This is a genomic window from Dechloromonas hortensis, assembly GCF_009469765.1.
GTDB classification, from domain to species: Bacteria; Pseudomonadota; Gammaproteobacteria; order Burkholderiales; family Rhodocyclaceae; genus Azonexus; species Azonexus hortensis.
Genome location: NZ_SSSQ01000009.1, coordinates 26105 through 39075, shown reverse-complemented (window position 1 = coordinate 39075; position 12971 = coordinate 26105). Strand labels below are relative to the sequence as shown.

13 protein-coding genes and 1 tRNA gene are annotated in these 12971 nt (G+C 53.1%); 5 read left to right on the top strand and 9 right to left on the bottom strand.

From position 1 onward, the window contains the following. Positions 1 to 43: 43 nt before the first annotated feature. Complete coding sequence (locus GH663_RS14350; protein WP_153132403.1) at positions 44 to 1804, bottom strand: GGDEF domain-containing protein; 1761 nt, start codon at positions 1802 to 1804, stop codon at positions 44 to 46. Positions 1805 to 1850: 46 nt separating this feature from the next. On the opposite strand from GH663_RS14350, the gene GH663_RS14345 reads away from it, so the two are divergent. The 5 genes from GH663_RS14345 (at position 1851) to GH663_RS14325 (ending at position 5944) form a co-directional block, all read left to right on the top strand. Continuing rightward, positions 1851 to 1924, top strand: a tRNA-Thr gene (locus GH663_RS14345). 465 nt (positions 1925 to 2389) lie between these two features. Continuing rightward, on the top strand, positions 2390 to 2728 hold the full coding sequence (locus GH663_RS14340) for a hypothetical protein (RefSeq protein ID WP_153132402.1): 339 nt from the start codon (positions 2390 to 2392) through the stop codon (positions 2726 to 2728). 178 nt (positions 2729 to 2906) lie between these two features. After that, the gene (locus GH663_RS14335) at positions 2907 to 3875 is read left to right on the top strand and encodes a DUF932 domain-containing protein (RefSeq protein ID WP_153132401.1); all 969 of its coding nucleotides are present in this window, start codon (positions 2907 to 2909) and stop codon (positions 3873 to 3875) included. 86 nt (positions 3876 to 3961) lie between these two features. Beyond that, the gene (locus tag GH663_RS14330) at positions 3962 to 4969 is read left to right on the top strand and encodes a YqaJ viral recombinase family nuclease (RefSeq protein WP_153132400.1); all 1008 of its coding nucleotides are present in this window, start codon (positions 3962 to 3964) and stop codon (positions 4967 to 4969) included. 75 nt (positions 4970 to 5044) lie between these two features. Then, positions 5045 to 5944 carry a recombination directionality factor gene (locus GH663_RS14325; RefSeq protein WP_153132399.1) on the top strand — a complete coding sequence of 300 codons (900 nt, stop codon included), beginning with the start codon at positions 5045 to 5047 and terminating at the stop codon, positions 5942 to 5944. A gap of 477 nt (positions 5945 to 6421) precedes the next feature. On the opposite strand, the gene moaA is transcribed toward GH663_RS14325, so the two are convergent. The 8 genes from moaA to GH663_RS14285 form a co-directional block, all read right to left on the bottom strand. Next, entirely contained in the window at positions 6422 to 7393 is a 972-nt protein-coding gene (moaA, locus tag GH663_RS14320; protein WP_153132398.1) for a GTP 3',8-cyclase MoaA, read from the bottom strand. A 192-nt stretch (positions 7394 to 7585) separates the two neighbouring features. Continuing rightward, positions 7586 to 7750 carry a Sec-independent protein translocase subunit TatA gene (gene tatA, locus GH663_RS14315; RefSeq protein WP_153132521.1) on the bottom strand — a complete coding sequence of 55 codons (165 nt, stop codon included), beginning with the start codon at positions 7748 to 7750 and terminating at the stop codon, positions 7586 to 7588. 72 nt (positions 7751 to 7822) lie between these two features. Next, positions 7823 to 8683 (bottom strand): ethylbenzene dehydrogenase-related protein, encoded by an 861-nt coding sequence (locus GH663_RS14310; protein WP_153132397.1) that lies wholly within the window; start codon positions 8681 to 8683, stop codon positions 7823 to 7825. Positions 8684 to 8736: 53 nt separating this feature from the next. After that, positions 8737 to 9312 carry a NapC/NirT family cytochrome c gene (locus GH663_RS14305; protein ID WP_153132396.1) on the bottom strand — a complete coding sequence of 192 codons (576 nt, stop codon included), beginning with the start codon at positions 9310 to 9312 and terminating at the stop codon, positions 8737 to 8739. Between the two features lie 169 nt (positions 9313 to 9481). Then, entirely contained in the window at positions 9482 to 10330 is an 849-nt protein-coding gene (locus GH663_RS14300; protein WP_153132395.1) for a chlorite dismutase family protein, read from the bottom strand. 79 nt (positions 10331 to 10409) lie between these two features. Beyond that, positions 10410 to 11096 carry a molecular chaperone TorD family protein gene (locus GH663_RS14295; protein ID WP_218121098.1) on the bottom strand — a complete coding sequence of 229 codons (687 nt, stop codon included), beginning with the start codon at positions 11094 to 11096 and terminating at the stop codon, positions 10410 to 10412. A 62-nt stretch (positions 11097 to 11158) separates the two neighbouring features. Further along, entirely contained in the window at positions 11159 to 11869 is a 711-nt protein-coding gene (locus GH663_RS14290; RefSeq protein WP_153132394.1) for a cytochrome c family protein, read from the bottom strand. Between the two features lie 66 nt (positions 11870 to 11935). After that, positions 11936 to 12937 (bottom strand): 4Fe-4S dicluster domain-containing protein, encoded by a 1002-nt coding sequence (locus tag GH663_RS14285; protein ID WP_153132393.1) that lies wholly within the window; start codon positions 12935 to 12937, stop codon positions 11936 to 11938. Between the last annotated feature and the right edge of the window lie 34 nt (positions 12938 to 12971).

Sequence of the window (12971 nt, the reverse complement as noted above, 5' to 3'; positions counted from 1 at the left end):
GTCTCTCCGCAGGCTTTCTAAGAGCCCGGTCTCTTGATTGCATTCATGGTGCTTTGACAACCCGGTTCTTGCCTGTCTGTTTTGCCTGATACATAGCTTCGTCGGCACGTTTTATCACGACGGCTGGTGTTTCCTCAGGAGACATTTGTGCTACCCCGGCGCTGAAAGTGATCAGGATTTTTTCGTTGTCGTGCAGGAAGAATTTTTTGGTCAATTCCCGTTGCAAGCGGCTGAGCACGACAGCTGCGTCGTCGAGCGGGGTTTCCGGCAACAGGATGACAAACTCTTCGCCGCCGTAGCGTGCCACTGTGTCCTGCGGGCGCAAGGTTTCGCGGCAGACACGGGCGAGATGCATCAGCGCCTGGTCTCCGGCATCGTGACCCAGTGAGTCGTTCAGCTTCTTGAAGTTGTCGATGTCGAGCAGGCCAACGGAGAGCACCGTTTCGTGGCGCTTCGAACGTGCGATCTCCTTGGCGAACATGTCTTCCAGGCCGCGCCGGTTGAGGGCGCCGGTCAACTGATCGTGGCGGACAAGATCGCTGGTGGTTTCCAGTTCGCGCTCCAGTTCCAGGATGCGCTGTTCGGCTTCATGGACTTTTTTCTGAGTCGACCTCAATTCGTCGCGTGAGCGTTGGGCGTTGAACTGAATGTTGCGCGTTTCGCGCATGACTTCCCCAAGAACTGTTTCAAGTGCAGCGATGTCTTGAGCTGCGCTAATTTTGCCAGCATAGTCTTCGATCTTGTCGTGATAGTCTGATGTCGCCTCTGCAAAGTCAGCTAACTGATCAACGAAGCCAGTAAGCATGTGTTTGATGGCTTCTCTTGCTTCGGAGAGGCCTGCTTTGAGCTGCCCCTGTTTGAACAGAACCTCCTTGAGTCGCCGTTCGGCATCGTCAAGGGTGCGTTGGGAGAGCGGTTTTTCGATGATGTCGCGAACAATGGTAAGTTGACCATGAAGCCAGCGATCATCAAGGACAAGTTCGGTGATGTTGTCGACCAGGAGGCTGAGCAGGCCAAGCAGGCTGTGCCGTAGCTCGGCTTGGTCTTCGGCCAGTAGCTCAAGTTTAAAGGCGAAGCGTTTAAGCCGGGTCAGAAAGCCCTGCATCTCTTCAACACTCTTGGCGCTTCGGATATCCGTTGCAAGCGCCTTGGCGTCACCGGACAGTTGGGGGCTTTCAAGCAGTTGAGTAGCAATTGCCGTTTCCAGAGTGAAAGCAAATAACTGACGTAGTTCGGGGAGTAGTTGGTCGGCAAGGCTTGCGGTCGACATCGTCGAAGGATGGATTTCTGGCGCAATGACTTCTCCTGTAGAAGTCAGATCCTCCTTGCCTTGCCCCCAGGAGCGCAGCAGGTTTTGCAGGCGATTGAACAGTGTTTCCGGATTGGCGCCGCTGGCGGTTAGCACATGTTCAAGTGACTCTCGTTTGCGGGCGATGGTGAGTCCGACATGCTTGGCATCCCATTGGCGAACAAGGTCGGTAATGACGTCGGACCACGCTAGCTTCTGGGCTTCGGTGAGAGCGTTGATGAAATCGACTAGGCGATTTTTGTAATCCTCCCAGTTCTCCGCCTTGACTGCTTCATCCAGTTGGCGGGCGAGACGCAGTTGTTCAGGAGAGGTTTTGGGGAGCGCAGCAGCCAGCGAACGCATTTGCTTCTCGGGAAAACTGTCGGTGCTGGGTTTGGTTCCAGCTATCTCATGGTACAGCGTCAAATAATTGTCAGGCGTCGGTGGTATGCGTCGCGTGGCCAGCAGGCGAAGGGTCTCGCGGGCGATTTCGAAAGGGTTGGTGAGTGTTGTCATGTTGTTCTTCGGGCGATCACGCTATAATCCGGCCCCGTTGTGAGGCGCCCCCGTAGCATGAAGGTCGTGCAGTTGATTTGTAATCATCAGGTAGCGGTTCGATTCCGTTCGGGGGCACCAGTAAAATCAAACAGTTAGGCCATTCTTCGGAATGGCTTTTTTGTTTTTCATTCTCCATTGCTCCTTGGTTGCTCCGGTGGCGATCAACGCTTTTCTGGCCGCCCGTTAATCAATTCCCCATGATAACTTGGGGTGGAGTAGGGCAGGAAGTATTTGCAAGCGACTCCTACGCAGGGAACTGCCCACGCATTCCCACTATCTGCGAGCCCAGTTTTGTGAGCCGGCGGTGTATGTCTTGAGATGATCATGGTGCGTGATCCCAAGCAAGATCCTGTGGATTTTAGATTTTTTCAATCACATATCACCTCATCGAGAAGGTGATCGTCTGCCCTAAAACATGGCAAATCGGCCAAATCAAAGCATTTAGCCTTGCGGTACCTCACCCCTAATCACGTTCAAATCAGCGAATACCAGAGATGGTGTTCGCTGATTTCGTTCGTCCTTTCCATCTACAGGAGTCAGACAATGAACATTCAATGCCCAAACTGTCACTCTGCGCGTATCACAACCCGAAATCGTGCCAAAAAGGCTGGTGGCGTTATCGGCACACTCGGTGGTGCAGCGAGCGGTGCTGTCGGCGCACTTTCTGGCAGTGAAATTGGCATGACCGTTGGCGTAGTTGCTGGTCCGCCCGGCATGATCGTCGGCAGCTTCCTTGGTGCTGTTATCGGTGCAATGCTGGGCGGCACGACCGGTGCTCTGGCCGGTGCCAAATTAGGCGAGGTCGTTGATGAGCGGATTCTCGACAACTATCTCTGCCTGGCATGCCGCTATACCTTCAGCAGCCTACCGGCTGATGCCTAAGTTCAGTAACCCGCAATATCGCCAGCAAGGCCTTTCCGCCTGATTGGCAAACGACTGTCTCGTCCCGAGCAGTCTTGATTCTTCGCTTCCCGTAGTTTCTCCATCTCCACTCGTACTGACTCTTGCTGTTTGTTCTCAGCAGATTTGTCACGCCCAAAATTTCTTGAAAGGAAATCCCATGGCACACCTCGTTTCCCAAATGGCCTATGTAGGCGCCGAACCCTGGCATGGTCTCGGCAATCATCTCCCCGCAAAACAATCCATCGAAGTCTGGGCCAGGGAAGCCGGCATGGACTGGCAGATCAAGGAAAGTCCAGTCCGCTTCATGGCTGACAGCATCGGCAGTCTGGGCAGCATTCATTCCTTCGAAGATCAGAAAGTGCTCTATCGGTCTGACACCAAGGAAGCGCTGTCGGTCGTTTCTCAGCGGTATCAAGTAGTGCAGCCCCGCGAGGTGCTGGAGTTCTACCGTGATCTCACCGACGTTTCCGGCTACGAGCTGGAAACGGCCGGTGTACTTAAAGGGGGCAAGAAATTCTGGGCCTTGGCCAAGACCGGTCAATCGACAGCGCTCAAGGGCAACGATCAAGTCAATGGCTATTTGTTGTTGGCCACCTCTTGTGACGGTAGTTTGGCAACCACTGCTACCCCGACCACCATCCGCGTCGTCTGCAACAACACCCTGACCATTGCGGTCAACGGTGCTACACAAGCGATCAAGGTGCCACACAGCACTCGTTTCGATCCGCAAGCGGTTAAGCAACAGTTGGGTATTGCCGTCGCGCAGTGGGATGCTTTTATGTACCGCATGCGCACCTTGGCCGAACGCAAGGTGAAGTCGCATGAAGCCATGAACTACTTCCTCCGAGTGCTCTGCGATGTCCAGCCCGGTACCATCGATCCGGCAGGTCTCGCCAACGAACGCGCCTTGAAACGCGTCCAGGCGCTCTACGGCGGGCAAGGTCGAGGTGCTGAGCTCGATGCCGCCAAGGGAACTGCCTGGGGGTTGCTCAACGCCGTGACGGAATACGTTGACCATGAACGTCGTGCTCGCAGCACGGAATATCGCATTGACTCAGCATGGTTTGGCCAAGGCGCAGTGCTCAAACAGCGAGCACTCGATACGGCCCTGCAACTCGTCGCCTGACATACCGAACCTCGTTTTTCTTCGCCCTGATGAATGCCCAGTACAGCTTCGGCTGACTGGGCATTTTTCGTTCTGAAAGGTAGAACATGCAACCCGAAGCAAATTCCACTCTCCCGACCGCCAAACCGCGTCCGGCGCTCCGTCTGGTCAAGACAAAAGAACTCCCCCGAGACGATTGGCTGGCCGTTCGCAAGCAAGGTATCGGCAGCAGCGACGCTGCTACGTCGATTGGCCTTAATCCCTATCAGTCGCCACTCGAACTGTGGCTCATTAAAACTGGCCGTGATGGTGGATTGCCCAAGGCCGATCCGCACGATGAAGAGTCCCCAATGTATTGGGGAAATATCCTTGAGCCAATCGTCGCAGCCCACTACACCAAGCGCACCGGCAATCGGGTACGGCGCATCAACGCGGTCCTGCAGCATCCTGATCCGAGCCTGCCGTGGATGCTCGCCAATATTGATCGCGAAGTGACTGGCGCACCGGATGTCCAGATTCTCGAATGCAAAACCGCTGGCATCAATGGTGCGCGCCTCTGGAAGGAAGGCGTTCCTGAGTATGTGCAACTTCAAGTTCATCACCAGTTGGCAGTCACCGGCAAGCAGGCTGCAGATGTCGCGGTGCTATTGGGAGGACAACATCTGGAAATCCATCGGATCGAGCGTGACGAAACCCTGATCACTCGGCTGATCGAACTGGAGCGGCAGTTCTGGCACTACGTGGAAACCGATACGCCACCACCGGCCGACGGTTCCGATTCGGCCGATGCCGCATTGCGTTGCCTCTATCCAGAAGACAAAGGTCAAACCTTGGACTTCAAGGATGAACGCAATCTGTCAGCTTGTTTTGCCGATCTGATTGCCGTGCGTCAGTCGATTGCCGAACAGGAAAAGCTTGAAGCCCAGCTAAAGCAAACCCTGCAGCAAGCCATGGGCGATGCCAGTCGTGCCGACTTCGAAACCGGCAGCGTGACCTGGAAAAAGTCCAAGGACAGCGTGGTCATGGATATGACGCGTCTGCTCAAGGACCAACCCGATCTGCAGCAACGCTATGCCGCGACCAAAACCGGTAGCCGGCGCTTTCTCATCGTTTGAATTTCAACCCACACGTTGCTCATGCCGACCTTGGTCAGCGTGAGCAATTGGCAATTTTTACAGGAGCCACAAATCATGCTGAAGGGACTTGCTATCACTCCGCCCGTACTGGGCAGGATTTCAATCGGCAAGATCGTCGAAAAAGCCGGCAAGCGTCTACCGGAAAAAGATGATCAATTCACGATCACCTCCCAGGTGCAGAACAAAGACGGTTGGCTCGTCCATCCGCTTGATGAAGGGTTGCGCAAGGAGCAGGGCGGCAAAATACGGAGCATTCCGATCCGGCTACTGTTCAATGATCCGGATCTGAATTTTCGCGCTGAGTACAACCTATTCGACCGCAACACCGGGCGCCCTTTGTGCGTTGGAAATGGCTGTACGTGCAAACGGCAGAGCGAAGAGGGGATCAAGAGCCTGCCTTGTCCGTCACCGGATGGCTGTTCATTGGCAAAGGGCGGTGCATGCAAGCCCTATGGCCGCCTGAACGTAGCGCTGGCTGACGACGATCCGCTGGGCAGCTTTGTTTTCCGGACGACGGGGTTCAACAGTATCCGCACTTTGGCCGCCCGACTGCAGTACTTCCAGGCCATTTCCGGTGATCGGCTGTCCTGTCTGCCGCTGGAACTGCGGCTACGTGGCAAATCGACCCGGCAAAGCCATGGCACACCAATCTACTACGTCGATATCACCCCGAGAACGGGGATGGTGACTGAGGAGATGCTGGCGGTGGCTCAAAAGTTGGATGAGGCTAGGCGGGAAGCGGGGTTTGACCAATATGCCCTAGATGCGGCCGCCCGGCAGGGTCTGGGCAATGGAGTGTTCGAGGAGAGCGAGGAGGGCGACGCAACATTGATGGAAGAGTTTTACCCCGAGGAAATTGGGATGGGGCAACCTGAAGAGACTAGTGTTCCGGCGAATCTGTCTTTAGCAGACAAGCTGGCGGCTAAAGCGGCGACGTTGCTTGAAGGGAAATGACATGTTCCAGCCCTCTCCGATGGAAACCTTGGCCTCGTATGCGGTCGCGTTTGCCGCCGGCGCCCTCGCTGTAGTGATCGTTTCGGCCTACGGGAAATGGGTCCGGTCTCCGGGACGTTCGGCGCCGCCCATAAGCAGAGTCGGTTGATAAGCGGCATATTGCTTGAACATACAGGAAGGGGCTTTGGCCCCTTCCTGTTCTGACTCAGTATTTTTTTGGTGACTGAGTGCCGAGGCGCTGATCAGCGCGCGTTTTGACCGGGCTGAGCTGGCGATTGATTCATCCCATCCTGCGTGTGTCGGGCTGTATGGATATGACATTGGAAACTGGCGTCTATTGGATCAGAACTTGTAGGCGCTGCTGATCGTCCAGGCGTCGACCTTCTTGTGGCCGGCAACAACGGCAGGAAACTGATGCTTTGAACCGCTGCTCATTCCCAAGCATGAAACAGACATTTATAGATGCCATAGCGCTAACTATCCGCCAGTCGAGGCCATAATACGTACGATCTTTTTGGGATTTGTCTGGAATTCGTGGCTCAATGGCTTCTGCATAACTGCTTCCCGAATTTGAAGTGCAATTTCCTGATCTGTCGATCCTCCACGCAACATAGGCAATAGTTCGAGGCGGTGATTCTGACCAAGACATAGGTGCAACGTGCCGGTTACCGAAACCCTGACGCGGTTGCATGCTTCGCAAAAATGTTGAGACATAGGGGTAATAAAGCCAACCGAGAAGGACTGATCCGGTGTTGCAAGGTAACGAGCCGGGCCAGCACCAGCAACAATCTGATCGACCAGATGGAAGCGCTCTCTAAGTTCGCTTATTAAGGGCTGGAGGGACGACGAACCAAGTTGACGTGCAGCATCCCCCATTGGCATGTTCTCGATCAAGCGCAACACAAAGTTGCGTTCCATGCAGTATTTGATCATTGCATCCAGTTCGTCACCGTTGAATTCGGGCAACCAAACCATGTTTATCTTTATCAGGCGAAATCCACTCTTTCTTGCCACCTCGAGTCCTGCGAGGACATTGTGCAGAGCATCGCGCCGAGTCAACGTCAGAAAACGATGTGGCGACAACGTGTCGAGGCTAACATTCAGTCGCTGTACACCGGAAGTCTGAAGCTTAGGCGCAAATTCCTGCAATCGTGTGCCATTAGTGCTGAGTGATAGGTCGTACAGTCCAGGGAGCTGCCCTATACCGTGGACAAGATCGACGATTCTGGCCCTGACCAAGGGTTCACCGCCAGTGAGTCGCACTCTTGAGACACCAAGATCTATGAATATCCTGCATATCCGGACAATCTCATTGAAATTCATCCATTGATCGGAAATCTCAAAATCATCAAACTCCGGCGGCATGCAATAAGCGCATCGCAAGTCGCAACGATCAGTCACCGACAATCGGAGATAGTCTATCTGGCGACCACAACCATCAATTAACATCGAATCATGACTTTACCAAAATAGGCGAAAAATCTTACTCGCCATCGCCTAGAAATATGCAATAAGACTACTTTGCATAGTGTTGCCAACGGAAACGCTGGCAGCCTTTTGTCTGGAGTGGGCGGTTTGCCTTCCACCGTTGCAAGTTGGCTAGACATCGCCTTGTATGGCATACCGGTTAAGCAGATCGTCTCAGGCGTTGTCCCCATCGTGGGAGTGCGCCTTATTTGTGCCCTCCTTGAAACCCCTTACTGCGCCACCTAGATCTTGGCCAATATTGGGCAGCTTTTTAGTTCCAAAAATTAGCAGAACGATGACAAGAACGAGCAACCAATGCCAAATGCTAAGAGCTCCCATCATTTGACCTAAATCTTTCTCTGAGTTTCATCTTGAGAAAGCGCTGACGCGCTCAAACACGCAACTGCAGGTTTACTGCTTGACGGCTTTAATATCGCCATCAGCGCCAAAGCCAAGTTTGTAACCAAGCGAAACGTGATGGAAGCGACCCGTTGAATGATCGGCATGAACCGCAACGCCAAACGGCACTGCTTTGCCCTCAGCCAAAGCGCCCGAAAGCTTGCGCGTAAAGGTGACGGTGTATATGTCCCCCGTCTTCGCACCTTCAGCCTTCGCACTGGTCGTACCACCTTCCATATTGCGCTTGTCGCTCACAGATCCATCAACAACCTTGGCCCCCTTAGAACTCTTCCACTGCATCAGTTCATAGGCGCCATCCTTTACGTACTTCGTCTTTTTGTCGTCGGCTCCGGGCATGGTGCGGGCATCGGCGTGGCAGGTCGCCCAGCAACCAACCAGGTCGCCCGGAATCGCTTTTTCACCGGCGGCCGCCGTAACTTTGTCGTTGGCAAACATAACAGCGACCTTGACATCATTCTCCTTGTCGGCGGCATTGGCCGCTCCGGCGGGAGCCTTGAAAGATAGGCGGATATAGGCATATTCCTTGTCGTATGCAACTTGCACTGAGACCGGGAAGTTCATCGTTTTTGGAGCGCCGAGCGGCTCCAGATCCTTGCTCGCCAAGCGCTTCATGTCAAAATTAAGCCCACCTTTTTCTTCGTGGCAGCCAACACAGCTTTCTCCTTTAGCCAGTCCTGTCCGGCCGCTGTGATCAGATTTCTTGGTAATCCACTCAATCGGAGTTACACCAGGATGGAACACTTGAATATCTTTTTTGGGAATCTTGTTCCAGTCCGGTGAGGCATAAGCGAGTTGAAACCCAAGGGAAAATACGGCGCCAAAAATGGCGACTGACATGGCATTTTTTTTCATTAAATTTCTCCAGGCGATTTGTCGGTGATTGGTGTCAGTGATAGGTGTGGCGATCACTCGTCATCTTCCTCTTTCATACCTTTCGGCTTGCGGTGGGCGATACCTTTGTGGCAATCGATACAGGTCTTTTTATCGTCCTGAGCGATTTTGTGCATTTTGGCGCCGCGTAATTTTTGCTTTTCCGTATTCATGCCTTCGAAACTGTGACAGTTGCGGCATTCGCGCGAATCGCTGGCTTTCATACGTGCCCATTCGTGCTCGGCTAGCTCAAGGCGCTTGGCTTCAAACTTTTCCTTGGTATCAATGGTTCCCATGAGTTTGCCGTAGATTTCGCCACTCGCTTGAACCTTGCGCATCATCTTGTGGCCCCAGTCCTTGGGCACGTGGCAGTCTGAGCAAGTGGCACGGACGCCGGTTCGGTTGGTAAAGTGGATGGTTTCCTTGTATTCCTGATATACGTTGTCACGCATTTCATGACATGAAATACAGAACTCAAGCGTGTTGGTTGCTTCCATTACAGTATTGAAGCCCCCCCAAAAGAAGATGCCTGCGATAAAGCCGACCGAGAGCAAACCCAATAGTGAGTATTTAGTGCTTGGTTGGCGCAGCGATTTGAGAATGTTTGTCATTTAATTGGCATGCATAATAGCGAGTCGGTTACTCGGCGATCTGAAACGAGCAAGGTGAGCTTCAGACTCTCAAATGCTCAAATACTGGGGTATGGCGATCCTTGGGTCTGGCCCAAGGATCGCGAGACAAGGCTGTTCCAGGCGCGCATGGGAGGAACAGCCTTGCCGTTTACTCGGCAAGCGCCTTTATCACGTCTTCCGGAGAGTGAATGGTTCCGAGCGTTGTCGGACTGCCCCAACGAACGTGGAATTTATTCTCTTTGACCTGCGCCAGAGACAGCATCAAATTATTGAATGCTGTCAGATCATCGGTCTCAAAATAGGTGATGAAATCGGTGTCATCCAAGCCAGTTGAGTGGTACAACTTACGCTTGACGTTCACGAGATAGGCTAAGGTAGGTGTCGTGTGAACTTCCATCTCTTTCAGACGCTCTTCCGGCGACATGTTCCACCATTCCGCGTTTTTCTTGACGGGGATTACGATCACATATCTTGGTGCCGGCCCGCTATAGGTAGCCGAACTAAGTCCCGCATTCAGCCCTGGAGACTTGTCTTTGCTGATGTAGTTTAAGGGCTTTGTTACACCGACAAGGGTCTCAAAAACATCGGCATTCTTCCCGACCGTTGTCGAGCGGAATTCGCGCATGAAGGTCTGGGCTTTTGCCAAGTCGTAGGCGTTGATGCGGAAGAAAAAGTCGGAATTGGTTTCTAGGCCACGTGTTAGGTAGAGATCAACCAGAACGTTATCCTTATGTTTTTCAATTAGTTTCTTAACTTCTTCCGCGGCGCTCTTGCGTTCCATTGCTGGCACCTTGCTCCAATCAGGGCGCAATTTGAACATTGTAAAAACGCCGAAGACCCCGGGCTGGGTCAGGATGGTTCCCCGCTCGATTTTCATCGGTTGCATGGGTTGCATTGCCTGCTGAGCAACAACAGGTGACGAAGCCATCGCTATGGCTGCCCCGATAGCAGTGGCAGCGAGACTCAATTTGAAACTGCGAATCGACATGTTGGTCATGGATATCCCCTTGTGTGAAATGAATAAATGAAATTCTAGAATCTAAAAAATTGGTGTTTTCATACATAAAAACTCTTGGCTAACTGAATCTATGAATCAATTTCCCGCAGCACACGTGTTGCAGATGGGCCGTCACAAATTGTTCAGCCAGCTCTGTCAAAGCAACAAAAAACTGGGTTGCCACCTTTGCTTTTACCTCTTCACGCACAAGAGGTAACCAGACCACCAAGTGACGCTCCAGAAAATCTCGTTGAGCCCGTTGGTATGCATTTGGGGGCAGGCCTTCCAATTCTGCCTGTGCCTGTTTTGCCGTAAGAAAATGCATAAACTCAAGCTCAGCGGTAAGCGTGTCTTCGAGTTCATTCCCTCGGGCGTCCATAGTTAGTCCGAAATTCCGATAAAAGCCTTTTAGTTCGAGAATCAATGCCGGACGGTTACTCTGCTGAACATGCACACCCTCATACAAGGCTGCGCTGGGTACCGGCATGTTTGTCTCGAAAGCAGTAAGAAACAATGCTTCGAAATCCTCGAACGAGCATGTCAACGTAAGGCGAGGAGCAATCTGCTCGCTAAAATAATCAGCCAGATCGGGCATACAGACCTCTAGTGCCTGTTGCATCTCAATGATTAGCCGTCCGTCCGAAAAGCCGGCATAGCTTTCAAGATCAGGAAATCCCAATCCAATAGCAAGCAAGCTATATACACGGCTGCTTGCCAATGACTGGTCGATTCTTCCAACAACTGCTTCGTCGATAAGACTATTCATTTGATTCCTCATTTCTTGAACAGGATCCAGGCTGTTAAAACGTCCTCGCGTAACTTTCATCGCTATTCAGGCTCAGGCGCATCTTCCTGAAGTGTTGCGCGAACAGCCGGTACTGGATCGCCCTTGAATACGCCACGCAGCTTGAAGTGAGTATGCACAGGGTTGCTTTTTCCAGTCGCCGTTACCGACTTGAGATAATCGAACTGGTACTTGCTATCAACGGCCGGGGAGAAAGGTGTAAATGGTGCCTTTGCTTCATACTTCGACGAGCCTTCGTAATTGAGATGGCAACGCGCACATGCTTTTTCCATATCGAAGTTCTGGCCGGCATCCACCAGTGGCTTCCGTTCGCTGGTTTCCCCTTGTTTCTTGAGCCTGTCCCCTCCATCGCCATGCAAGTTGCGGAATTTCCCACCGGCACCATGGCAGGATTCGCAAGTGACGCCGACCAAGGTCTTCATATCGTCCAGAGAAGCCCCCGAGACAAATCCACCCGGTTCGCCGTAACCCGTTACGTGGCAACCGACACAGTTTTTGTCCTGCGTGTAGTCCTTTTTTGGATCCAGTTTTGCCTTGGTTTTCGCCTCTGATTTTGCGTTCGGCTTAAGCGAATCGAAGGCTTTCGCATGGGCCGAAGCGCGCCACGTCTCCCCCTGGGAGTCGTGACATTTTGTGCAAGCGCGAAAACCGAGGTATTCCGCTTGTTGTGCCACCGTGATACCTGGAAGAAAACCTGCGAAAAACAGGATGGCGAGAGCAAGAGTTTTTATCATGGCGAGCAGTCTGGATAGAAACGACAGTTAGGAAAAAGCGGCCCGTGCGGCCGCTCCACTGCAACATCAGGTCAAAGGAGAAATCATCATGTCGGCGCTACGACGACCGATCAGAACATCCATCAAGTCCGATGCCTGTCCCTTCATTTTTTTCTCGCGCTCGGTCTGAAGGATCGCCAGCACATCACGTACCTGTTTGCCGAACAGGCCTTCCAGCTGAGCTAGCGGAATCTTCGGGTCGGTCGACAGTTCGCCATTCGCCAGCTCCATGCGCGGCCCAAGTACAGGCGGTACGTAGAAGACGTTAGGTTCGGTGCCGAATTCAGGATGCAAAGGCAAAGCCACCTTGTATTGCTTGATGAGCTTGTACACCGAGCTGCTGACATCATCGACAAAGCCGACGTGCATCGCGCGACCCACGCATTGAGCAACGCAGGCGGGCGCCACGCCTTTTTCAATCCGCGGGAAACAGCCGATACACTTGTTGGCCTTATTGGTCAGCGGATTGAAATAGGGCTTGGCGTAGGGGCAAGACTGGACACAAGCTTGGGCGCCCTTGCACTTGTCCTGATGGATCACGACGATCCCGTCCTGCTCGCGTTTATAGATTGCCTCGTTCGGGCAGGCTTCCAGGCACGCCGGTTTGGTGCAGTGGTTGCACATGCGCGGCAGGTAGAAAAACGAGTTGTTCGGATATTCCCCGGCCCCCTGATCCTCGTCCCAGTTGGGTGCCGAGCGGGGGGTCGGACTGGGGCGCACGCGTCCTGGCTTGCCTTCGAAAAGCCGACCGGCATAGTCGAATTCGAACGGGATACCGTAGTCGATCATCGGCGGGATTTTGCCTTTTTGCAATTCGCCATTCTTGTAGCCACCGCCCTTGGTCTGCCAGTTCCTTGGGTAACCCAGGCCCGGCGCGGTTTCGACATTTCGCCAGTACATGAAGTCCTGGCCCGGCCCCGTCGTCCACAATTTCTTGCACGCTACCGTGCAGGTCTGGCAACCGATGCATTTGTTCAAATCGGTTACATAGGTCAGTTGGCGCTTAGGCGCCTTAATCACATTAGCCATGATTGATATTCCTGTTCTGCTGATCAGCGGTTCT

Bases quoted from the DNA above. Each gene is read 5' to 3' on its own strand.
- GH663_RS14350 (WP_153132403.1), bottom strand. From the start codon at position 1,804: ATGACAACACTCACCAACCCTTTCGAAATCGCCCGCGAGACCCTTCGC.
- GH663_RS14340 (WP_153132402.1), top strand. From the start codon at position 2,390: ATGAACATTCAATGCCCAAACTGTCACTCTGCGCGTATCACAACCCGA.
- GH663_RS14335 (WP_153132401.1), top strand. From the start codon at position 2,907: ATGGCACACCTCGTTTCCCAAATGGCCTATGTAGGCGCCGAACCCTGG.
- GH663_RS14330 (WP_153132400.1), top strand. From the start codon at position 3,962: ATGCAACCCGAAGCAAATTCCACTCTCCCGACCGCCAAACCGCGTCCG.
- GH663_RS14325 (WP_153132399.1), top strand. From the start codon at position 5,045: ATGCTGAAGGGACTTGCTATCACTCCGCCCGTACTGGGCAGGATTTCA.
- moaA (WP_153132398.1), bottom strand. From the start codon at position 7,393: ATGTTAATTGATGGTTGTGGTCGCCAGATAGACTATCTCCGATTGTCG.
- tatA (WP_153132521.1), bottom strand. From the start codon at position 7,750: ATGGGAGCTCTTAGCATTTGGCATTGGTTGCTCGTTCTTGTCATCGTT.
- GH663_RS14310 (WP_153132397.1), bottom strand. From the start codon at position 8,683: ATGAAAAAAAATGCCATGTCAGTCGCCATTTTTGGCGCCGTATTTTCC.
- GH663_RS14305 (WP_153132396.1), bottom strand. From the start codon at position 9,312: ATGACAAACATTCTCAAATCGCTGCGCCAACCAAGCACTAAATACTCA.
- GH663_RS14300 (WP_153132395.1), bottom strand. From the start codon at position 10,330: ATGACCAACATGTCGATTCGCAGTTTCAAATTGAGTCTCGCTGCCACT.
- GH663_RS14295 (WP_218121098.1), bottom strand. From the start codon at position 11,096: ATGAATAGTCTTATCGACGAAGCAGTTGTTGGAAGAATCGACCAGTCA.
- GH663_RS14290 (WP_153132394.1), bottom strand. From the start codon at position 11,869: ATGATAAAAACTCTTGCTCTCGCCATCCTGTTTTTCGCAGGTTTTCTT.
- GH663_RS14285 (WP_153132393.1), bottom strand. From the start codon at position 12,937: ATGGCTAATGTGATTAAGGCGCCTAAGCGCCAACTGACCTATGTAACC.